At 39.9% G+C, this 22,304-nt stretch carries 16 protein-coding genes; 9 read left to right on the top strand and 7 right to left on the bottom strand.

The annotated features are described in order from the left end of the window. Positions 1 to 162 precede the first annotated feature (162 nt). Positions 163 to 3,873 carry a PAS domain S-box protein gene (locus NMK36_RS11670; protein WP_438822838.1) on the top strand — a complete coding sequence of 1,237 codons (3,711 nt, stop codon included), beginning with the start codon at positions 163 to 165 and terminating at the stop codon, positions 3,871 to 3,873. A gap of 125 nt (positions 3,874 to 3,998) precedes the next feature. Here NMK36_RS11670 and NMK36_RS11665 read toward each other — a convergent pair whose 3' ends face one another. Continuing rightward, positions 3,999 to 5,087, bottom strand: a complete 1,089-nt coding sequence (locus tag NMK36_RS11665; RefSeq protein WP_072721686.1) for an extracellular solute-binding protein — start codon at positions 5,085 to 5,087, stop codon at positions 3,999 to 4,001. A 30-nt stretch (positions 5,088 to 5,117) separates the two neighbouring features. Beyond that, positions 5,118 to 5,657, bottom strand: coding sequence for a phycobiliprotein lyase (locus tag NMK36_RS11660; protein WP_072721687.1), 540 nt, complete (start codon positions 5,655 to 5,657; stop codon positions 5,118 to 5,120). A 1,018-nt stretch (positions 5,658 to 6,675) separates the two neighbouring features. Between NMK36_RS11660 and NMK36_RS11655 the strand changes: the two genes are divergently transcribed. After that, complete coding sequence (locus tag NMK36_RS11655; RefSeq protein ID WP_072721689.1) at positions 6,676 to 7,059, top strand: hypothetical protein; 384 nt, start codon at positions 6,676 to 6,678, stop codon at positions 7,057 to 7,059. Positions 7,060 to 7,252: 193 nt separating this feature from the next. Here the strand turns inward: NMK36_RS11655 and carB are convergent, their stop codons facing one another. Continuing rightward, entirely contained in the window at positions 7,253 to 10,486 is a 3,234-nt protein-coding gene (gene carB / locus NMK36_RS11650; RefSeq protein ID WP_072721692.1) for a carbamoyl-phosphate synthase large subunit, read from the bottom strand. A gap of 603 nt (positions 10,487 to 11,089) precedes the next feature. Between carB and NMK36_RS11645 the strand changes: the two genes are divergently transcribed. Both NMK36_RS11645 and NMK36_RS11640 read left to right on the top strand, forming a co-directional pair. After that, complete coding sequence (locus NMK36_RS11645) at positions 11,090 to 11,377, top strand: hypothetical protein (RefSeq protein ID WP_254173762.1); 288 nt, start codon at positions 11,090 to 11,092, stop codon at positions 11,375 to 11,377. A gap of 127 nt (positions 11,378 to 11,504) precedes the next feature. Further along, the gene (locus NMK36_RS11640; RefSeq protein ID WP_254173761.1) at positions 11,505 to 12,431 is read left to right on the top strand and encodes an ROK family protein; all 927 of its coding nucleotides are present in this window, start codon (positions 11,505 to 11,507) and stop codon (positions 12,429 to 12,431) included. 281 nt (positions 12,432 to 12,712) lie between these two features. Here NMK36_RS11640 and NMK36_RS11635 read toward each other — a convergent pair whose 3' ends face one another. Beyond that, positions 12,713 to 13,186, bottom strand: coding sequence for a hypothetical protein (locus tag NMK36_RS11635; RefSeq protein ID WP_072721698.1), 474 nt, complete (start codon positions 13,184 to 13,186; stop codon positions 12,713 to 12,715). A 296-nt stretch (positions 13,187 to 13,482) separates the two neighbouring features. On the opposite strand from NMK36_RS11635, the gene NMK36_RS11630 reads away from it, so the two are divergent. Beyond that, positions 13,483 to 15,015, top strand: coding sequence for a SagB/ThcOx family dehydrogenase (locus tag NMK36_RS11630; RefSeq protein WP_072721700.1), 1,533 nt, complete (start codon positions 13,483 to 13,485; stop codon positions 15,013 to 15,015). A gap of 63 nt (positions 15,016 to 15,078) precedes the next feature. Here the strand turns inward: NMK36_RS11630 and NMK36_RS11625 are convergent, their stop codons facing one another. Continuing rightward, positions 15,079 to 15,474: a Fur family transcriptional regulator gene (locus NMK36_RS11625; RefSeq protein ID WP_072721702.1), complete on the bottom strand. Its 396-nt coding sequence runs from the start codon at positions 15,472 to 15,474 to the stop codon at positions 15,079 to 15,081. Positions 15,475 to 15,846: 372 nt separating this feature from the next. On the opposite strand from NMK36_RS11625, the gene NMK36_RS11620 reads away from it, so the two are divergent. Together NMK36_RS11620 and NMK36_RS28785 are read left to right on the top strand one after the other, a co-directional pair. After that, positions 15,847 to 16,197, top strand: coding sequence for a transposase family protein (locus NMK36_RS11620; protein WP_072721704.1), 351 nt, complete (start codon positions 15,847 to 15,849; stop codon positions 16,195 to 16,197). Positions 16,198 to 16,353: 156 nt separating this feature from the next. Then, positions 16,354 to 16,641, top strand: coding sequence for a transposase (locus NMK36_RS28785; RefSeq protein WP_302184657.1), 288 nt, complete (start codon positions 16,354 to 16,356; stop codon positions 16,639 to 16,641). Positions 16,642 to 16,681: 40 nt separating this feature from the next. Here NMK36_RS28785 and NMK36_RS11610 read toward each other — a convergent pair whose 3' ends face one another. Both NMK36_RS11610 and NMK36_RS11605 read right to left on the bottom strand, forming a co-directional pair. Continuing rightward, on the bottom strand, positions 16,682 to 18,781 hold the full coding sequence (locus NMK36_RS11610; protein WP_254173760.1) for a single-stranded-DNA-specific exonuclease RecJ: 2,100 nt from the start codon (positions 18,779 to 18,781) through the stop codon (positions 16,682 to 16,684). A gap of 182 nt (positions 18,782 to 18,963) precedes the next feature. Next, entirely contained in the window at positions 18,964 to 19,248 is a 285-nt protein-coding gene (locus NMK36_RS11605) for a DUF427 domain-containing protein (RefSeq protein WP_072721710.1), read from the bottom strand. Positions 19,249 to 19,410: 162 nt separating this feature from the next. On the opposite strand from NMK36_RS11605, the gene recQ reads away from it, so the two are divergent. Further along, on the top strand, positions 19,411 to 21,597 hold the full coding sequence (gene recQ, locus NMK36_RS11600; protein ID WP_072721712.1) for a DNA helicase RecQ: 2,187 nt from the start codon (positions 19,411 to 19,413) through the stop codon (positions 21,595 to 21,597). 61 nt (positions 21,598 to 21,658) lie between these two features. Beyond that, positions 21,659 to 22,294 carry an HAD-IB family phosphatase gene (locus tag NMK36_RS11595; RefSeq protein WP_072721714.1) on the top strand — a complete coding sequence of 212 codons (636 nt, stop codon included), beginning with the start codon at positions 21,659 to 21,661 and terminating at the stop codon, positions 22,292 to 22,294. The last annotated feature ends 10 nt before the right edge of the window (positions 22,295 to 22,304 follow it).

The raw sequence follows: 22,304 nt of genomic DNA, 5'->3' as shown, positions 1-22,304 counted from the left end.
GATCATTGACTGTTAAATCGTCAATCCTCAACCGTGAGTAGGGGTTTGAGAATCAAGCTCTTACTGCAAAGTCTGATCAGAGCGTTGAATACCCGCTTCCTGATAGATAGCCATTCCCCTGTATGGTGATTATCAATGAATGCAAGATTTTTAGGTCAAACCATGTTTAGCCCAGAGGGCAATACTCTTTCTCAGGTCATCCACACGGTTTCTGAAATTCCCTTTGATGATTTGACTCACTTAGCGTCTTATCTGGCTCAGGCGCCCATTGCTTTAATTACATTTCGCGATACCACCCATCAGTGGTTGAAATCTCAAGTGGGTTTAACCGGAACAATACACCCGTATTTAAACTTCTGTGAGTTTATCATGGAATTGCACACTCCACCGGAATCGAGGATGGAGGATAGGGTCGAACCGGAGAATTCAGTTCGGTTTGTAGAGACCTGTCAGAGCTTCAGGCAACCTCCGAAACTGATTATTATTCCTGATACTTGGAAGGATAAACGTTTGGCAACCCAACCCTTAGCCACAGGGGAGCAACCCATTCGATTTTATCTCGGTATTCCTTTAATGACGACGGATCACGTCATGTTAGGAATGATTTCTATTATGGATTATCATCCCCGTGAATTGTCCTGTGATACCCTCGACGCTTTACAATCCCTGAGTCATCAAATTATTAGCCAAATCAATTTACATCGTCAACTGATTCAAACAAAAACCAAATTTAATCAACTCGAACATATTATTAATGAACGTAAGCAAGTTTGGGAAGTTGTTCGTCAAGAACGGGACTTTGTTTGTGCCGTTCTCGATACCGTCAGTGCCTTAGTGATTGTCCTTGATCCCGATGGTAAAATTATTCGCTTTAATCGCACCTGTGAAGAATTAACCGGATATTTAGCGGTGGAAGTCGAGGGAAAAACCTTAGATGAATTAGGATTAACCGTATTTCCCGTTACCAACCCTAGCAACTTAGCGTCAGAATCAATCATGATTGAGTTTGACGAACCTCCCAAACCTCGGAAAACTCAACCCTCTTTTCCACAAGTTGAGTCCTATTCCGACTCCACCCTGGGGGAAACCGAATGGATTCGACCCGATGGCCAACGCCATTGGATTGCCTGGTCACATACAGCTTTGCTACAACCCAATGGTTCAATCAGCCATCTGATTATCACCGGGATTGATATCACCGAACGCAAACAGTCCCAAGAACGTCTGGGACTTTTAGAGCGGGCGATTACAGCCAGTCCCAGTGGAATTGTGATTAGTGATTTTACTCAACCGGATTGTCCGATTATTTACTGTAATCCCGCCTTTGAACGGTTAACGGGCTATGCTCAGGAAGAAGTGTTAGGACGCAATTGTCGATTCCTCCAAGGTGAGGATACTGATCCCACCGAACTAGCCCGCATTCGTCATGCCATTACCCATCAACAGGATTGTATTGTTACCCTGAAAAATTACCGCAAAGATGGTCGGTACTTTTGGAATGAACTCTCGATTTCTCCCGTGCGTGACCGAGAAGGACGTTTAACCCATTTTATTGGTATACAAACGGATATTACTCACCGCAAACAATCGGAAGATGCCTTACGAGAAAGTGAAGCTCGTTATCGGCTTTTAGCGGATCATGCTACGGATTTAATTTCCCGACATAGCCCTGATGGGATTTATTTATATGCTTCTCCAGCCAGTCGGCAACTCTTAGGATATGAACCTGAAGAATTGATCGGACAATCGTTATATGAGTTGATTCACCCGGCCGATTTAGACGTTGTGAATCAAAAATGTCTGCTCCTGCAAAATAGTTCAGATATTTACACGATTAGTTATCGAATTCGATGTCGAAATGGAAACTATATTTGGTTTGAAAGTACCTGTCATGGGTTACAAAATCAGGATTCAGAAACTATTGATGAAATGATTGCCGTTTCCCGCAATATTACCGAACGAAAACAAGCGGAAACCATCTTATTAGAGCGCTCACGACTTTCTCAATTAGAAGCAGAAGTGGGAACCGCCCTCGGACATGGGGGGTCAATTGCCGGGATTTTGGGCCGTTGTACAGATGCGATCACCCAATACCCCAAAATCTCAGGGGTAGGAATTTGGACATTGAATCTTCAAAGTAATTTGTTAGATTTGCAAGCGAGTGCGGGGTTAACGGTTTATGAAGGCCATCTAACCGAAACCGATGTTTTAAGCCATAACTTTCCCTATCCTCTCCCCGAAACAAGACACCAAACCCTTAATTTTCCTTTGGTGGTGGAAGGTCGTTTAGTGGGGTTGATGGGGATTTGTAGTGATGAAATTCTCAATGAGGAAGCACAAGGGGTATTGGGATGGGTGGCGAATGCCTTAGCCGTAGGCATTGATCGGGTGAAGGCGCGGGAAGAACTGCAAAGTCGCCGGGAAGGGTTACTGTTTCGTTTAGCCAGTCAAATTCGGGATTCTTTAGATATTGATACGATTTTAGGAACGGCGGTGAATGAAATTCGAGCGTTGTTGCAAGTGGATCAATGCCATTTTCTCTGGTATTTGCCCATGCAGCCGAATCAACAACCGAGTTTTACCGTCACCCACGAAGCCCAAAATCCTAATTTATCCAATGGGTTGCAGGATTATCCCCCGGCTCAAATTCCCCTATTAGCGGAAAGAATTCGCATCGCAACGACAATTCAAATTGATAATATCGAAACAACAACAGTGTTGGATGAATCAACCCGTCAGTTTTTCCAGCAGGCGGGAATTTTTTCCTTGTTGCTATTACCGTTAGAAACACGCTCCGGTCAACGGGGGGCGGTGGTTTGCAATCATTATCAAGTGTTTCGACCTTGGCGGGAAAGTGAGGTGGAGCTTTTACGGGCGGTGGTGGATCAGTTAGCGATCGCCATTGACCAAGCTGAATTATACGCCCAAACCCGTGCTGCTGCCTTAGCCGCCCAAACTCAAGCGTTTCATCTGAGTGAAGCGTTACAGGATTTGAAACAAAAGGAAGCCCAGTTAATTCAAAGTGAAAAAATGTCGAGTTTAGGGCAAATGGTGGCGGGAGTTGCCCATGAAATTAATAATCCGGTTAATTTTATTTATGGGAATCTCACTTATGCTAAAGAATATACTCAAGATATTTTAGAATTATTGGAATTGTATCAAGATATTTATCCCAATCCCACTCCAGAAATTCAAGAAAAATCCCAAGAAATTGAATTAGAGTTTTTAGTTGAAGATTTACCGAAAATTCTATCTTCAATGGAAATGGGGGCGGATCGGATTCGTCAAATTGTCGTGTCTTTGAGAAATTTCTCTCGATTAGATGAAGCCGAAATGAAGCCTGTTAATATTCATGATGGGATTGATAGCACCCTTTTAATTTTACAAAATCGCTTAAAACCTAAAGGAGCTTTTCAGGGGATTGAGTTAATTAAAGATTATGGCAAATTACCGAGGGTAGAGTGTTATGCCGGACAGTTAAATCAGGTTTTTATGAATATTTTGAGTAATGCTATTGATGCCTTAGACAATCAACCTGAACCTCGAATTATTAAAATTAGTACGGATATGATTCATCCAAATTTAAGCGAGAAAAAATGTAAATTCCCGCCTTTAGATCAAGTGAGAATTATTATTCGAGATAATGGCCCTGGTATTGAAGATAAAGTTAAAAATCGACTGTTTGATCCGTTTTTTACCACAAAACCTGTCGGAAAAGGAACGGGTTTAGGGTTATCTATTAGTTATAAAATTGTTGTCGATCAGCATCGAGGAGATATTCACTGTTATCGAGATCAAGACAATTTTACCGTGTTTGAAATTTCTATTCCTATTTCTCAAAAAGAACAACCTTCAGAATTAGTTTTTGAATAACTAGGGAATAGGGAATAGGGAATAGGGAATAGGGAACAGGGAACAGGGAAGAGGGAATAGGGAATGATTCAAGATTTAGTAGAGACGTGCCATGGCGCGTCTCTACAGATATAATGGGTAGAGATCTAGGTTCCCAGTCTGATTTTTTCCCATAATTGTTGATACTGTTTAATAGAATTTTGGGAAAGGGGCTGGAGGAAATCACTTTTTTCCAAAATAGAAGATTGAGGAAATAAGAGCGGATTTTCTCTTAATGATTGGGGTAACTCTTCCGGGTTCATCCCTAAAATAATAGGAGATGTTGTTCCGGTTAATAATGACAGTTGAGCCGCCACTTGAGGCGACCAACAAAAATCAATCCATTGATCTCCTAAAGTCGCCGGAGGAGAGGCTTGAACCTTTGCAGGTTTCACCCATAAATCTAACCATAAAGCAGTACCCGATTTGGGAACAACGGCGGCTAATCCATTTTGATATTGTACTTCTGGAGAAATATCCGTAGACCAACCAACGGCTAACCAAGTATCTCCTAAAATTAACGGTTTTAGATAACTATTAGAGTCATAAAGTCTAACATTTTGATGTAGTTGACGGAGTTCGGATTCTAAGTTTTTGACTTTGCTTAAATCAGCAGTATTATAGGAATAACCTAATTTTTTTAACGTTAAACCAATGACTTCCCGTGCTTGATTCGGTAAGGAAATCCGATGACGGAGTTCCTGACGCCATAAATCACTCCAGTCTTGAGGTGTCCATCCTAAAGACTTAAACTTATCAACCCGATAAATAATAACGGTACTCCCTGAACGATAAGGCGCCGCCCAAATTTCTCCTTTAGAATCAAATTTACCTGCGGAATTCCGTCGCACAATATTTTGCCAACGGGGGGGAAGTTGTGACCATTGCGACCATAATTTAGGATCAAGGGGTTGAATGAGTTGTTGTTGAATGGCAGAATTTAACCAGAAATCTCCAATCATGACCAAATCAGCTTGAGGCGATGACTGAGTGGAAGATGAAGATTTCGATTTTTGTAAGACTCTAAATAAATCGTTGAGTTGGGGTTGGGGAACAAAATCAACCCCTTTTTGCCCAGATTGTTGCCGAAACTTGCTCACCATTTGCACAGGAACAGAGCGTTTGAGAACTTCAACCCTGAGTGCCGTAGCTTCTTTACATCCGGCTACGACACTACTCAAGGTTAAGGTGCTCATTCCTTGTAGAAAAAACCTTCGCTTCACAGATTACTCAATCCGTTTTTCTAAATATTGGCCAATCATAGTTTGTTCCCCAGCGCGTGAAATAATCGTTTGTCGGGTACGGTATCGCTGACCAACCAGTTTAAGTTCTTCTTCAAATACAGAACCATTGTACTCGGTTCGGAGGCATAATGTATTGGCATCGAGCATATAATATTGGGCAACAACGGGTTTTGAGGTCATAAAGGCTTGATCTCGATAAAGTAGGGTTTGGGAGACTCCAAACACCGTTGACCCCTCAGCCATTTTTTTCCCTGAAACGGAATTAGAACTTTTCCAGTTGATCTTTGACCCGCAGGTAATAATAGTCGGATCATCTAATTGGTGTAATTGAGCAATATTAATCAGTTCAGGGCTACCTTGTTCTAAAAACTCTACGGTAATCTCGCTGGCGACTTCTTGAGTCTCCCCCTCTGGAAGGGTGTAGTAACGCCGTTCTGAATACCACTTCCCAATACTGCGTTGGAAATAGTCCGCCACTTGGGAGGCGATATCAGAAGGGTTTTGTTGGATCAGGGCTTTCATTCTGGCTGCTCCTAAACACGAGATTAACGGATGAATTCCCTCACAGGAGAGGCAAAAGTCAAAAGTTTGTTACAATTCTTAATATAATCACAACAACCTTAAACTCGCAATTATTTTCTGCTGATAGGCTGGAAAAATCTACACAAAGTAGAATCAGTCAGTTTGTAACATCTACCTGAAGGTAGAATTAGGTTAGGAATACACTAACTGTCTCTATTTTTCAAGACCTCTGTGATAAAAAATCAACGTTTCATGACAAAATTTGGAAATTTAATGAGTTTGGGCAGTTTTAGAAAAGCAGGACAACAGCACTATTTTTGAGAAATGAAGCTTTTTATCCCAGAGGTAGGGAATTTTAAGTTAAGTGTTGAATGGGAGTTCTCTGGAAATACTGATCAACAATATTAATAAAATTTATATGAATTGATTTGAAGAACGTTTGATCCGACGGAAATCTATACAAGATTGAACAAACTATTTTTCGAGGATCTTTTTTGGATTTTGGCGGATTAAAATTTTGGAGTTAATTATGAAAACAATAATTAAACTGTTTTTATCTATTATTTATAATTGTTAATTTTTAAGCTTTATTCTATTTAATTAGTAGCTCTAAATTTTAAAAGAAAATTAGCAATTGAGTTAAGTTTCCCTAAATCTTATCCCTACTCCTAACCCAGAAAGCTTGAACACAACGAAACAAGCTCATAACCCTGACAAGCAACAAGTATAAATATCCATCCGATTCAATTTCTCAGAGGAGTAAGGGAACAATACAGAACAAAGGTTAACAAAAATAACTCCGGTACTTCCTACGATAAAAAAGAATAGACCCACCCGCCGAAGATGTGGAGTTTTAGGATCGATCATCAGCAGGAAAATGTGACTTTCTTTCAGTATGCAAAGATGCGTAACAGAAGACTTCAGCAAAAGGTTAAATAATTTAGTAAATAATGGGATATTGTCTTTTTGCTGTCTAGGATTAACTTAAGAGATTTTTGAGTTAAACAGGAGTATTTTTATGGATGGGCTAACCAAACAAGTTGTCGCGTTGACGAATAAAGTAGATGCGTTATACGAAATGATTAAGCAGCTTACTGATCAAGTCTCTGAGCATTTATCCCAGGAAGAATCTACCGAAACCACCTCAGCAGTTCCTAACCTTCTGGAGTATGGTTTTTCAGCTTCCTCCTCAAATTCCTCAGAGACAAGGCAAAGTTCATCCGTACAGGAACACAAAGATGTCCTTATGGATGACGACTATATAGAAAGCAATTACTACAGTCGGGAACCCACCCTGACCGCAGATATTCAAATTCAGCGCCTCACTGCACAGCTAACGGCCGCTTATAACCGAATTGCAGCGTTAGAAGAACAATTATTATCGAAAAGAATCCATTTTTAGGGAAACCTGCGGCAGACAAGGCGTTTTGGCTGTTGGTCAACGGTCAACACTTCGGCAAGACTTCGGCGTGAGACTTCGACGTGAGCGAGCGTCGAACGCAGTAGTTGAGCAGTTCGACAAACTCACTGTAATACCTGTCGAAACTCAGTGCAAAGCCGTCTAGGGTCAACCGTCAACACCCAACACTATATTATTAGAGATAATAATCTTGAAGAGCTTTCACCTCAATCGGAGTAGACTTCAAGGAACGAATGGCAGCCACCGTTGCTTTAGCCCCGGCAATTGTTGTGATAATGGGGATTTTGTACGCTAAAGCCGAACGACGGATCAAAATTCCATCGCTGCGGGACTCTTCCCCAGACGGGGTAATAATTGCCAACTGCACCGCCTGATTTTTAATCGCATCCAAAATATTCGGTCGTCCTTCGTGCAGTTTCAATTCCATATCGACTTTTACGCCATTTTCCCAGAGCACTTTGCGAGTGTTAATGGTAGCACTGACTTTAAACCCTAACGCCAAGAAATCCTCAACCACGGGTACAATTGCCTGTTTATCCCGATCATTCATTGAGATAAACACTGTTCCTGATAAAGGTAACACTTGTCCGGCGGCGAGTTCTGCCTTCGCAAAAGCTTTGCCGAAGTCGGTATCAATACCCATCACTTCCCCGGTAGACCGCATTTCCGGCCCTAGTAGCACATCGGTTCCCGGGAATTTAGCAAAGGGTAACACCGCTTCTTTTACAGAAACGTAGGTGGGGAGTTTTTCTTCAGTTAAGCCTAATTCCGTTAAGGATTTACCCGACATCACCCGTGATGCAATTTTGGCTAAGGGAACGCCAATGGCTTTAGAAACAAAGGGAACCGTTCGAGACGCACGGGGATTCGCTTCTAAAATATAGACTTTTTCCCCTTGGACGGCAAATTGAATATTCATCAACCCCACCACATTTAACGCTTTGGCGAGTTCAATGGTTTGGCGACGAATGGTGGCGAGGGCGGTTTCTGATAAGGTTTGGAACGGAATTGAACAAGCCGAGTCCCCAGAGTGAATTCCGGCTTGTTCAATATGTTCCATAATGCCACCGATGACGACATTTCCGCTTTGATCCGCGATCGCATCGACATCCACTTCAATAGCATTTTGTAAGAACTGATCGACTAAAATTGGGTGATCCGGTTCTACTTGCACCGCAAACAGCATATATCGTTCTAATTCTTCATCAGAATAAACGATTTCCATCGCCCGTCCTCCTAAGACATAAGACGGACGCACGACCACGGGATATCCGATGCGTTGTGCCACTTTTAACGCTTCTTTGAAACTGCGAGCCATGCCATTTTCGGCTTGTAAAATATTCAATTCCCGCAGAATTTTTTCAAACCGTTCTCGGTCTTCAGCAATATCAATGGAGTCAGGAGAGGTTCCCCAAATCTTCGTTTTTAGGGGCAGTTTTTCTAACGCTCGTTGCAGGGGTAACGCTAATTTCAAAGGCGTTTGACCGCCGAATTGAATAATAATTCCTTCCGGTTCTTCCGCTTCAATAATATTCAGAACATCTTCTTTGGTTAGGGGTTCAAAATATAAGCGATCGCTGGTATCATAATCCGTTGAAACCGTTTCTGGGTTAGAGTTAACCATGATGGTTTCATAGCCTTCTGCGCGTAACGAATAGGAGGCATGACAACAACAATAATCAAACTCAATCCCCTGTCCAATGCGGTTGGGGCCACCGCCTAAAATCATCACCTTGGGTTTAGTTGAGGGTAAAATTTCGTCTTCTTCCCAATAGGTTGAATAATAATAAGGGGTCATGGATTCAAATTCTGCCGCACAGGTATCGACCATTTTATAAACAGGTTTAATCCCTAATTCTTGGCGATAGGTGCGGACTTCATCTTCAGTGGTTTTTGTAGCAAAGGCAATTTGGCGATCGCTAAATCCTTTACGTTTTACCGCTAACAGTTGATCTGCGTTTAACTGTTTTAAGGTTGTGCGTTTGAGAAATTTTTCCGTTTCTAATAATTCCTGCATTTTATCTAAGAACCAAGGATCAATTCCCGTGAGTTCATAGATTTCTTCAACCGTCATTCCCAAGATCATCGCGTTACGAACGGTTAAAATCCGTTCTGGGTTAGGGGTGCGTAAACCGGAACGAATATGATCCAGACTAGAGAGTTTTTCTGAGCGATCGCAACCCCAACCTGCTAACCCCGTTTCTAAAGATCGTAAAGCTTTTTGGAAGGATTCACAGAAAGTTCCACCAATTGCCATTGCTTCCCCAACGGACTTCATTTGTGTGGTTAAAACAGGCTCAGAACCGGGGAATTTTTCAAAGGCAAATCGGGGAATTTTTGTCACCACATAATCAATAGTCGGTTCAAAGGAAGCCGGGGTTTTCTTGGTAATATCGTTCTTAATTTCATCTAAGGTATATCCCACCGATAATTTCGCTGCAAATTTAGCGATGGGGAACCCGGTGGCTTTTGAAGCTAAGGCGGAAGACCGACTGACACGGGGATTCATCTCAATCACAATTACATCTCCCGTCATGGGATTAACCGCAAATTGAATATTAGAACCTCCGGTTTCTACCCCAATTTCTCGGATAATTTTAATCGACGCATCCCGCAGTCGTTGATATTCTTTATCGGTTAAGGTTTGGGCGGGAGCAACGGTAATTGAATCCCCCGTATGGATACCCATGGGATCGAGGTTTTCAATCGAACAAATAATCACCACATTATCAGCGAGATCCCGCATCACTTCTAATTCGTATTCTTTCCAACCGATGAGGGATTGTTCGATTAAAATTTGAGACACCGGAGACGCATCTAAACCGGATTGAGAAATTTCTTCAAATTCCTCTTGGTTATAGGCAATCCCGCCTCCGGTTCCTCCCATGGTAAAGGCGGGACGAATAATTAATGGATAAGTTCCAATTTGACGCCCTACATCTCGCGCTTCATTCATGGTATTGGCAATTCCCGAAGGGCAACAAGCGACGCCAATTCGTTCCATTGCTTCTTTGAATAGTTGCCGATCTTCGGCTTTTTCAATGGCTTCTAATTTAGCACCAATTAGTTCGACTCCATATTTTTCTAAGATGCCATTTTTTGATAAGGCAACGGCTAAATTAAGGGCGGTTTGACCTCCCATTGTAGGCAATAAAGCATCAGGACGTTCTTTTTCAATCACCTTGGCGACGACTTCAGGCACCAGAGGTTCAATATAGGTGCGTTCGGCTGTTTCTGGGTCAGTCATAATTGTTGCGGGGTTAGAGTTGACTAACACCACCTCATAACCTTCTTCCCGCAGGGCTTTACACGCTTGAGTTCCTGAATAGTCAAACTCACAGGCTTGTCCAATTACAATCGGCCCAGACCCTAAAAGCAAAATTTTCTGTATGTCGGTACGTTTCGGCATTATGAATTCCAGTATATGAGTTGTGGAACAGGCATCTTGCCTGTGCGTGATTGAGTATATAGCTTACTCGTAAATCTGTTGAACATTTTAAGCGTATCGGTTTAGATTCGTGTGAACTGTTTGATTAAACCTTGACAGATTTCTTAAAAAGCGCAAGCCCACCGCATAACGGTATGGGAGTGTCAAAAAAGTACGGAGTTAGACAGATTAAAGGGATTCACACAGATTAGATTCGGTGAATATCAACTCCCTCATCGCTGTAATCTATAAGAATCTATTCTAAAAATCATTTAATTCTGTTGTTTTTTTAGAAAAATTTTCAATTTTTGAGGTTGCTTAAAAGTTGGGGCTGTGTTAAGATATTGATAGTTAATATAATGGGATATTAGCAAAAATTTTAAAAGTGCAAGCATCCCATTATATTATAAATAGTTTCCCATGAATCCCCGGTTTTGTCAACGGCATAACCCCTCTTTTTTTGTCAATTTTTGTAAAGATTGTGTCCATCATTGGAGTAGACTTTATCGCCAATTAATGAGACACTAATCATCAACGGTTGACGTCTTATTAGGTTAACCAACCCGTTTTTAGCCGCGAGTCATTATGCCCAGAACGCCTGATGAATATGTCGTACACCTCATGATTGAGGGGGGTCATCGAGAAGAAATCAAGTTTTCCACAATGCAAGAGTTTCAAGTGTGGTACAACAAAGTTTTACTGCCCAAGTTTGATAGTCGTGAATTTGTCAATGTTCCGATTAAACACCGGGCAGAAGATACCACGTCTAAAGAATATATGGTTGTTCGTCCCAGTGCCATTAAAGCCATTCGGGTCGAACCTGTTTTCAATTCTAGTATTGACCGCCGCATGGTTGATGAACCCGATATTTAAGTAGTAAGCCCTTCAGGGCTTCTTAACTCTTTCGTTCTTTTGGATCAAGCCCTAAAGGGCTTACTAAAAACTACTTCTTAACTCTTTCGTTCTTTTGGATCAAGCCCTAAAGGGCTTACTAAAAATAGTGAATAGCGAACAGTCAGTACAAGTTATTGGAATTGATTTAGGGGGGACAGCGATTAAATTGGGACGTTTCGCCGCCGATGGGACTTGTTATGAATCCTTAACCGTTCCCACACCCCAACTCGCGACACCAGAAGCCGTTTTAGCAACATTGGTTGAGGCTATAGCACAAATTAGAGAAAATGTCAATAGTATTCGGGCGATTGGTTTAGGAACACCGGGCCCTGTGGATGGGACGGGAAAAATTGCCAAAGTGGCGATTAATTTAGCGGGATGGCGGGATGTTCCGTTAGGTTTGAGGTTAGAAGAAAAAACGGGTTTACCTGTAATTTTAGCCAATGATGCCAACTGTGCGGGGTTAGGAGAAGCGTGGTTAGGGGCGGGGCGACGGTTTCAAAATTTAATTTTATTAACATTAGGAACAGGTGTGGGTGGGGCGATTATTTTAAATGGGGAATTATTCGTCGGACATCAAGGAGCGGCGGGGGAGTTAGGATTAATTAGTATTAATTTTGATGGCCCGGTTTGTAATAGTGGAAATCGAGGTTCTTTAGAACAATATACTTCTGTACAAGCCATTCGTCGAGATACGGGATTAGAACCCGCAGAATTAGCAGAAAAAGCTTTAGCTGGGGATGAAAATGCGATCGCTTATTGGCAACAATACGGCAAATTATTAGGAATAGGATTAGCGAGTTTAATTTATGTCTTAACCCCACAAGCCGTTATTTTAGGCGGGGGAATTAGTGCGGGGGCTGATTTATTCTTACCTTCTTTAAAAGCAGAATTAGAAGAACGGGTTTTATTAATTTGTAGAGAGGGGTTAGAAATATTAATTGCGGAATTAGGAAATCAGGCGGGAATGATAGGGGCAGCAAAATTAGCCTTTCAGAAGTTTGTTAAGCTTGAGAATCAAATTGATTCATAACAAAAGGTGGCAAGGGTTTCTACTTTCTCAAATACCTGTATTGAGTCATCTATAATATAACAAAAATTGTAGGGGCGAGGCGCGCCCATCAGTGTCAACAATCGCGCCAAAAGCCTTGAAATAAATTTCAGGCTAAAAGCTCAAACCCGTTAAAACGGGTTAAGAAAGACCAGTCTTGAGTCATCTTTAGATGCCGATCGCTTTTAGCCCGAACTTGAGTTCAGGGCATTAATCATTTAAGTTGACACCAATGGGGCGCGCCTCGCCCCTACAAAATTACACTATGGAATTAATCGCCATTCAATAAACATCTTAGTAATTACCCATAACCCCTGTTCAGGACGAATTTCACAGCGAATAGGCGTAGAATCATAATTTGTCAGGGGAATTCCTAAAAACGATGTCTTTGATTGAGTATCAATAATTGCAGAAACTACATCGTTACGATTTTCGATAATACTATAAACATTAATCGATAAGCAAGGAGATAATAAAGGTAAACTATCAAAAACTCGTTTTAGGCTACTAAGGTATTCTTGCTTAGTAGAAACTCCATTTAAATCTCCTTGGTAATGATCTGAGATAGTAAAACTGAGTTTGATAAGATTTTTTGTATCATAAGCCTCTTTAAATCGCTTAAATAGCATGAGCGCATTATCTGGAAGATGGGGTGGATTAGTTTGTTTTTCATGCCACATCCGAATCCAGTTATAACCTTGAATTGCGGTTGGAATTAAACCAATAGGATCTATCATTTGAAATCTTTTACTCCCCTTAGCTTAAGCTCACTTCAATTATATCATCTTGTTTTTGCTGGAAAATAGACTAGCACAGCGATTTTTTTGATCACTGCAACTCTATTATCCAAAATGTAATGAAAAAGTTACAAATTAAACGCGATAATCAGAATTGGCGTTGGGTGTCAGGTATTGGGGATGAGACACCTGAATATTCCCCTCATGTAAAAACCCACTTTAGGAAATAGGAAGAAACTGAAAAGAAAAGTCTACACTAGGAAAAAGCGTTATTGTTCTGCATGACGGTTAATCTTATGTCAGAATCTCAAAAATCCATTGCCCAACACTACCATGAACGCACGAAATATGACCCAGAAACCCTCGCCTTAAAAAGCCAAACCTTGGACTGGGAAAAACAGCCCATTCCCTTTAAAGAGTATAAAATCGGTAAAGTCTTTGACCTCAAACCTTACTTGAAGAGTGTGGAGGAAGCCACCTCTAGTGACCCTAAAACCCGACTTTGGCAACGTTTATCCCATTTACTGCTGCATAGTTATGGTTTAACAGCAAAACTCCCGACCATGGGGGGTGTCCATTATCTTAGGGCTGCTCCCTCGGCGGGTGGGTTATATCCAGCCGAAATTTATTTAATTTCTAGGGGAACTGCAATTTTAGCTCCGGGTTTATATCATTATCAACCTCAAACCCATGCTTTAGTTCAATTTTGGGAAGATCAAGTTTGGCACGATTTACGCGACGCTTGTTTTTGGCATCCTGTATTAGAAAATACCCATTTAGCCCTGGTAACAACGGCGGTTTTTTATCGTTCTTTCTGGCGTTATCAAGATCGGGCTTATCGGCGGATTTGTTTAGATACGGGTCATTTATTAGGCAATCTTGAATTAATGGCAGCGATGAATGATTATCGACCCCATTTAATTGGAGGATTTGCGGATGATACTTTGAACCAATTGTTATATTTAGATACTGAAGTAGAAGGAGCAACCGCAGTTTTAGCATTGGCAAATCTCCTGGAAATTGACGAAAATTTACCCCGTTTAAGAACAGCTTTACCGTCGGAAACTCAAACAGATTACCCTAATCTTACCGATGGAGAACTATTAGCTTATTTGCATCAAGCGACTAAATTAAAAACGGATTCTTCTGGAAGTCAAGGTTGGAAACTGCTTGAGATAGATGGAATTTTAGAAGATAAATATAATTTTCCATTTTGTACCAAGGTAGCAACGGTAACGAGTTCTATTGATTGGGGGAAAAATTTATCCGGCTTAGAAAAAATAATGGTAAAACGACGATCTACACGGGCTTATAATGGATCGGAATTGATGTTAAATGAACTCTTAGCCCTTTTAGATTTTACCTATCAACCTCACCATTATATTCATCAAGGGTTAGATGGTTCTCCCGATTATTTTGATCTCAGTTTAATTGAAACATTTATTGCCGTTTCTGGAGTTAATGGTTTGGAGGATGGATGTTATTATTATGCTCCTAAAGCCCAAGAGTTAAGGCAAATTCGGTTTAAAAATTTTCGTCGGGAGTTGTACTATTTGTGTTTACAACAAGATTTGGGACGAGATGCAGCAGCCGTTTTATTTCATACGGCGGATTTGAAAAAAGCGATCGCGAACTACGGAGATCGAGTGTATCGTTATTTACATTTAGATGCAGGTCATCTGGGACAACGTTTAAACTTGGCTGCCATTTATTTACGTTTGGGTGTCAGTGGAATTGGTGGATTTTTCGATGATCAAGTTAATGAAGTTCTCGGTATTCCTACGGATGAAGCTGTGCTTTATATTACAACATTAGGAAGACCCAGGTAGATGGAAGAGGGGTGTTAACGGTTGAGTGTTAGCTCCCCCCATCTCCTCCTCTGTTAACTCCTGCTATACTTCTTGCTGAGTCAGAGCGCAGCGATCGCAAAGTCCGAAAAACTCTAGGGTATGGTAATAAATTTTAAACTTGTGGGATTGTTGAAGTTGAGTTTCTAAGTGGTGAACCGGACATTCATCGAGGGGGATAGAACGTCCACACTCAACACAGGTCAGATGATGTTCATCTTGCTGCATACAACTGTAAACCGCCTCTCCTGTGGTTAAGGTGCGGACATTAATTAACCCTTCCCGTTTTAACGCATCCAAAGATCGATAAACCGTTGCTAACCCCATCGTTTGGTTTGTTTTACGCAACTCTAAATAAAGCTCTTGAGCAGAAACGGCGCGCTTTAGGGTTTTGAGTTCGGTGAGAATTCGGTCTTGACTGCGGGTGCGACGAGGTTTCATTATCACTGAATACAGGGAACAGGGGATAGGAAAAAGTGATTAGCCACCCGATCAATTATTTGTAGCTAACATTTAAGGATAGAATATCAGCTTGCTCTGGGCTATTATATTAGGATACAACACTACAACCCGCGTACAATCAAGGGTGTACACTCTGTACATAACACCTGGCAATTAGTGCAGTGGTAGCACGCTTGCTTTGGGATAGGAGTTAGCAGGTCTATGATCAAATCGGGATGACAGGATTTGAACCTGCGACCCCCTCGTCGCCGCCCAGGGGGTTTTCAAAGTCAGGGGTAAAAAGGAAAATAAAAGTGATCTTTTTTTGATAAAATTAAAAAGAGATCACTTTTATTTGGTTTTAAAAAAATCATGTTAAACAGTATAATTGAACAACTGAAGTTAGTCAAGGATTTTCGGAAAAATCGGGGTAAAAGACATGAATTATGGGTAGTGTTGACTATCATTATTTTGGCCCTGCTAACTGGCAATGTGACTTATAAGCAAATAGATAATTTTAGAAAAAACGAAGAACATAAACTCATTAAATTATTAAAAGTTACCGCTAAAAAATTGCCATCTTATAGTACCATTAGACGAGTAATGATCGGGATAAATCTAATAGAGATTCAGTTAATTTTTCAGTCAACAGTTGAGAAATATTATTGGCAAAAAGAAGGCGTTGATTGGATTGCGATCGATGGAAAATCTTGGTTCTTCTAGGCTAGTTATGATAAATTAATAATAAACAAAAAATAAAAAGGGGAAGAAGTTTTAAAGTTGAATTGGGTAAAACGGATGATGGGAGATTGACATAGACAATATTTTATGGTATTAAATATTGACTAAATCACTAAGAAAAATGACTTTTTTATAAAAATGCCATCTAACTCCCTACTTTATTTTATTACTCAAATCATTAACTTTCCCGGTTTTAAAGCAACAAATTATCATTTTATTACGGAAAATGAACTTCTGATTGAATTAGAAAATAAACAGACTGCCGAAATTCTCGCCTATTTCGACAATCGAACTACCCAAGGAGCCGTCGAAGGAATCAATCAGAAAATTAAGTTAATTAAGAGAAGAGCGTATGGCTTAAATAATTTTGCTAACTTTAGAAGAAGAGTTCTCTTAAATTGGCATTTTTCTCCTAATTTATCATAGTTACCCTAGAAGAGCCCTAACTATTACTAAGATTATAAGCTTACCCTAACGCTTTAATAGCCGATTGAATTAAATCGTAAAAAACAGGTTGAGAAACATCAACGGTTTCAGCATCTTGACGACTTGTTCCTAACAGTCCAAAGCGTTGACCTTTTTGGATGGCTAATACTTCCCCTTTCTGATTCTTAATTCTTAATTCTTGGGTTTCACCAATAGAAGATAAACTGCAATAATATTGTTTATTATTATAATAAAATTCTGCGCTTTTTGTTAATTGAGGTTGATCATTTTCGGGAGATTCTGGTAATCTAGCTCCGACTAATTCTAATTCAATATTGGTTTGACCATTCCAACTATTTTCTTTTAAATGATAGGCAATATCCAAACATTGGGGAAGGGGGAAATAGTCCGCCCAACGCCACGCCATTGCATTAATTGTAGGTAAGGCTGTGAGTTGAGTATGGGAAAATTTATCTTGGGTTAAGGTGAGTTTAATATGTCCTTTTCCGACCACTCGTTGTTGAATAATTCTAACATTGGGAGTCCAAAAAGTCGGAGAATTATTTTCAATACCACAGGGATGTAATTGATCAAGTTGATCATAGAGATTAAAATTAATTTCACTTAAATTCGCTTGAGCATCAATTTTAATTAAGGGTTTGAGATGTTCTACTTCTAAACATTGATGGGCAAATTCAATTAACCTGAGTCGAAATTGCTCTAAGTTTTCTGCGAGGAAAGAAAACCCTCCGGCGGCTTTATGTCCTCCAAATTTATGCAGTAAATCGTGAGAATATTCTAAGGCTTTAAACACATCAAATTCAAAAATTCCCCTAGCTGAACCTCGAATCATTTGGGGAGATTCTGTTGTATTTTCTTCCTGTTCATAGGTTCCAATAAACACCGGAACCCCATATCGTTCAACTAAGCGAGATGCAACAATTCCAATCACGCCATGATGCCATTGAGGTTGTACTACTACTAACACCCGTTCTTGTTTAAAATCTATTTGTTGTTCTTCTACCCAAGCGATCGCTTCTTGTTCTATTTCTTCACATAACTGTTGACGTTTTTGATTAATTTGTTCACACTGCATTGCCCGTTCTAAGGCAATTCCCATATTTTCAGTTGTTAATAATTCTATCACAATTTGCGGATCAGCTAACCGTCCAATGGCATTAATTCTCGGCCCTAACCGAAAGCCAATATCATCGGGTTTTAGAGTTTTAGAAGCCGGAGGAATGATAGGATTTTCGGGCTGTTCTTCTGATTTAACTTGATATCCAGTGGAGACTCCCGCCACTTGAATTAACGCTTGAACTCCGGTGATTTGGGAATAAGGTAATAACTTTAAACCCCGTTTTACCCACCGTCGGTTAACACCATTTAAGGGGGCTAAATCCGCAATGGTTCCTAATGTAAATAATTCTAATAAAGGATTGACTAACCCTTGAACTTTACCTAATTTTTGAGCTAAACAAATCGCTAAAACATAAGCCACTCCTACCCCGGCTAATCCTCGATATGGAGAGGAAATAGGTAATAATTTCGGATTGAGAATAGCATCAGCAGGAGGAAGTTTTTCAGGTAAATCATGGTGATCGGTAATAATCACCGTTAAGTCTAATTCCTTAGCTCTAACAATAGGTTGATAGGCAGCAATTCCATTATCAACAGTAAGAATAATTTTAACATCTTCCTGATGAAATTCTTCAACAATTCGGGTATTAATCCCATAGCCTTCTGTCATGCGGCTAGGGATGGCATAATTAACATTAGCTCCTAATAAAGAAAGCGATCGCATTAATAAAGCGGTACTCGTCATTCCATCAGCATCATAATCCCCACAAATCGCTATTTTATCCCCTTGATTAATAGCAGATTCTAACAATTCTACACTTCTTGCTAAATCCTTAAATTCCTCCAAAGGAGACGGTAAAACTTGAGATTCTGGGGTGATAAATGCTTCCACCTGTTCCGGGGTTTCAATTCCTCGATTAATTAAGACTTGAGTGACTAAAGGGATAATTCCCATTACATCCGATAATTTTTGAGCGAGGTCGGGTTGTTGTGGAAAAATATACCACCGTTGATTCGGAAGTTGGGGAGAATTAAAAGACTCTGGAGGAGAAGGTTGCACAGTAAATTAGGATTAATCGATAATAGTTTAATTGTACTCAAAAGTGGAAGATTTTTATCAAAATTATTATTAATAAATCCTACAGCCGTAAATTAATTTTGAGCGTCAGGGCGAGATGACCTCGCCCCTACAAGTTATCTTTGGTTATGTTAATTTCGGTTCATCAATCAACATGAAACCCCTTAAACCTCAACCTTAACCCCTTTCCAAAATCCAATATAACCTTCAATATTTTTGGCAGCAGATTTTGTTTCAGGATAATACCAAGCGGCATCCTTATTCACTTGACCATCAACAACGATATCATAATAACTCGCCACCCCTTTCCAACCACAGATAGTATGGGTATTACTTTCTTGGAAATAGTCACGATTGATGGAGTCCGGGGGAAAATATTGATTCCCCTCAACAACAACGCATTGGTCAGTTTCTGCCAAAACTGCACCATTCCAAACGGCTTTCGGCATAAAGCTCCTCTAAAATTGACAACTTTGTATTAAAATTTAACATCTTTGAGGCATTCAGTGTCTAGTCTTTGTTATCCCGGACAAAATTTTATCGAGATTTCGCAGCCATTTACCCAGTTTTAATCATAAAATAAAAAAGACGTTTTATCTAAATCACGAGCAATGTCAGGGCTAATTTCTACTCCCTTTGCCCAACCCCAATCCCTAGAACAGTCCCTTAAACATTTCTTTGGCTATGATTCTTTTCGACCCGGGCAGCGCGAAATTATTGAACAGGCACTACAAAGGCGAGATTCATTAATTATTATGCCCACCGGAGGGGGAAAATCTTTGTGTTTTCAACTTCCGGCTTTATTAAAACCTGGATTAATGATAGTCGTGTCTCCTTTAATTGCCTTAATGCAAGATCAAGTGGAGGCATTACAAGATAATGGAGTTGGGGCGACATTTCTCAATAGTACCTTAACGGTTGCGGAGGGAAAAAACCGTGAAGCTGCGATTTTAAATGGTGAAATTAAACTGCTTTATGTTGCACCCGAACGATTATTATCCGAAAAGTTTTTATTATTTTTAGATCTGATAGAAGCTCAATTAGGAATTTCAGCTTTTGCCATTGATGAAGCGCACTGTGTTTCGGAATGGGGGCATGATTTTCGCCCCGAATATCGCCAATTAAAACAACTGCGAAAGCGTTATCCTAAAATTCCCGTTTTAGCCTTAACGGCAACAGCAACTCAACGGGTTAGACAGGATATTATTCAACAGTTAGAGTTAAGAAATCCCTATATTCATGTTGCTAGTTTTAATCGTCCTAATTTATATTATGAAGTTATCCCTAAGAAAAAACAAAATTTTACCCAGTTATTAAAAATAATTCAGGATGTCGGAGGTTCAGGAATTATTTATTGTTTAAGCCGAAAAAATGTAGAAGATCTAGCGTTTAGGCTACAAAGTCATGGAATTTCAGCTTTACCCTACCATGCCGGAATGGAAGATACTTTACGCGCTGAAAATCAAACCCGATTTATTCGGGATGATGTGCAGATTATGGTAGCAACGATTGCCTTTGGTATGGGCATTAATAAACCCGATGTTCGCTTTGTGATTCATTATAATTTACCGCGAACCTTAGAAAGTTACTATCAAGAATCTGGACGGGCAGGACGAGATGGAGAATCAGCGAGATGTACGTTATTTTTTAGTTATGGTGATATTAAAACCATTGAATATTTAATTGATCAAAAACCCGACCCCGATGAGCAACGCATTGCCCGTCAACAGTTACGGCAAATGTTAGATTATGCTGAAGCATCGGAATGTCGGCGCACAGTTCAATTGAGTTATTTTGGTGAATTTTTCTCAGAAAATTGTGCAAAATGTGATAATTGCCGAACACAAAATCCCGTTGAAGATTGGACAATTGAAGCGATGAAATTTTTATCTTGTGTTGCCCGATGTCACGAAAGATTTGGGATGACTTATATTATTGATGTATTGAGAGGATCGAAAAGTCAAAAAATTATAGAGCGACATCATGATCAACTGTCTACCTATGGCATTGGAAAAGATAAAACAGCAGAAGAATGGAAGAATTTAGGGCGATCGCTTTTACGTCAAGGACTACTCGATCAAACCACCGATGGTTATGCAATTTTAAAGTTAAATTCCCGTAGTTGGGAAGTGATGAAACGGGAAAGAAAAGTTGAAATTACAGTCATTAAAGAACAAAATCTGGAAAAATCAACCCGATCTTTGGCGGTGGAAGTAGAAATGCTATTTGAACAGTTACGCCAACTCCGAAAAAAATTAGCCGATGAACAATCTATCCCTCCCTATATGGTTTTTTCCGATTCTACCTTAAGATTAATGGCCCAACAACGACCCCAAACTTTAGAAGAATTAAGTGAAATTTCTGGGGTCGGAAGTTATAAACTAGAACGGTATGGTAAACAATTTACTGAAGCCATTTCTACCTATTTTCAAGATCAAACGGGTTCAAATTATAAACCTAAATCATCAGAAGTTAAGCGTCTAACTCTGGAGGATTTATCTGATAGTTTAATCATGACTCTCAAGTTATGTCAACAGGGATTAAGTTTAAATGCGATCGCCAATGAACGAGGGTTAAAAACCAGCACCATTGCTGACCATTTAACCCAATTAATTGCAGCTAATCAGGATATAAATCTTGATCAATTCGTTGAACCAGAGCGTCAAAAGAAAATTATCCAAGCAGTAGAAAAAGTCGGAGATACCAGCTTAAAAATTCTTTACGAACATCTAGGAGAACAGTATAATTATGAAGAAATTAAATTAGTTCGAGAATGGTGGCGACAAAATCCTTATTAGTTGACTGATAACTGATAACTGATGATGCGGATACTTGATAACTGATAACTGATAACTAATGATGAATTCTATTATTTTTTGTGACTTTGACGGAACAATTACGGCAGAAGAAACTTTTGTAGGAATGTTAAAAGAATTTGCTCCAGAAATGGCGGCTGAAATTATGCCATTATTGTATGGTCGGGAAATGACCTTACGAGAAGGAGTTAGAAAAATGTTAGAGTCAATTCCTTCGCGTTGCTATCCTGAAATTATTGAATTTTCAAGAACAAAGAAAATACGCTCAGGGTTTGTGGAATTTTTAGATTTTCTCAAAACTCAAGGCGTTCCCTTTGTTTTAGTTTCAGGAGGTGTTCGGGTGATGGTAGAAACAGTTTTAGGAGATTTAAGTTCAAAAATTGATCAGATTTATGCTGTTGATTTAGAGACTTCAGGGGCGTATTTTAAAGTTCATTCTGAATTTGAAGCCGATACCGAATTAGTAGCTAAAGTCAAAGTGATGGAATCTTATCCTAATACTGAACCTATTGCAATTGGAGACTCCGTTACAGACTTAAATATGGCATTAGCTGCCCCTATTGTTTTTGCGCGTGATCGTTTGGCACAATATTTAGATGAATATCAAAAACCTTATATCCATTGGAATGACTTTTGTGATATTCAAGCGTATTTATCAGAACATTGGAATCTTTCCTAAACTGATCAGT

It is taken from the genome of Planktothrix pseudagardhii (genome assembly GCF_904830925.1).
GTDB lineage: Bacteria > Cyanobacteriota > Cyanobacteriia > Cyanobacteriales > Microcoleaceae > Planktothrix > Planktothrix tepida.
Note: the sequence above shows the minus strand (reverse complement) of the source record. Positions and strands in the feature narration are given on the sequence as shown.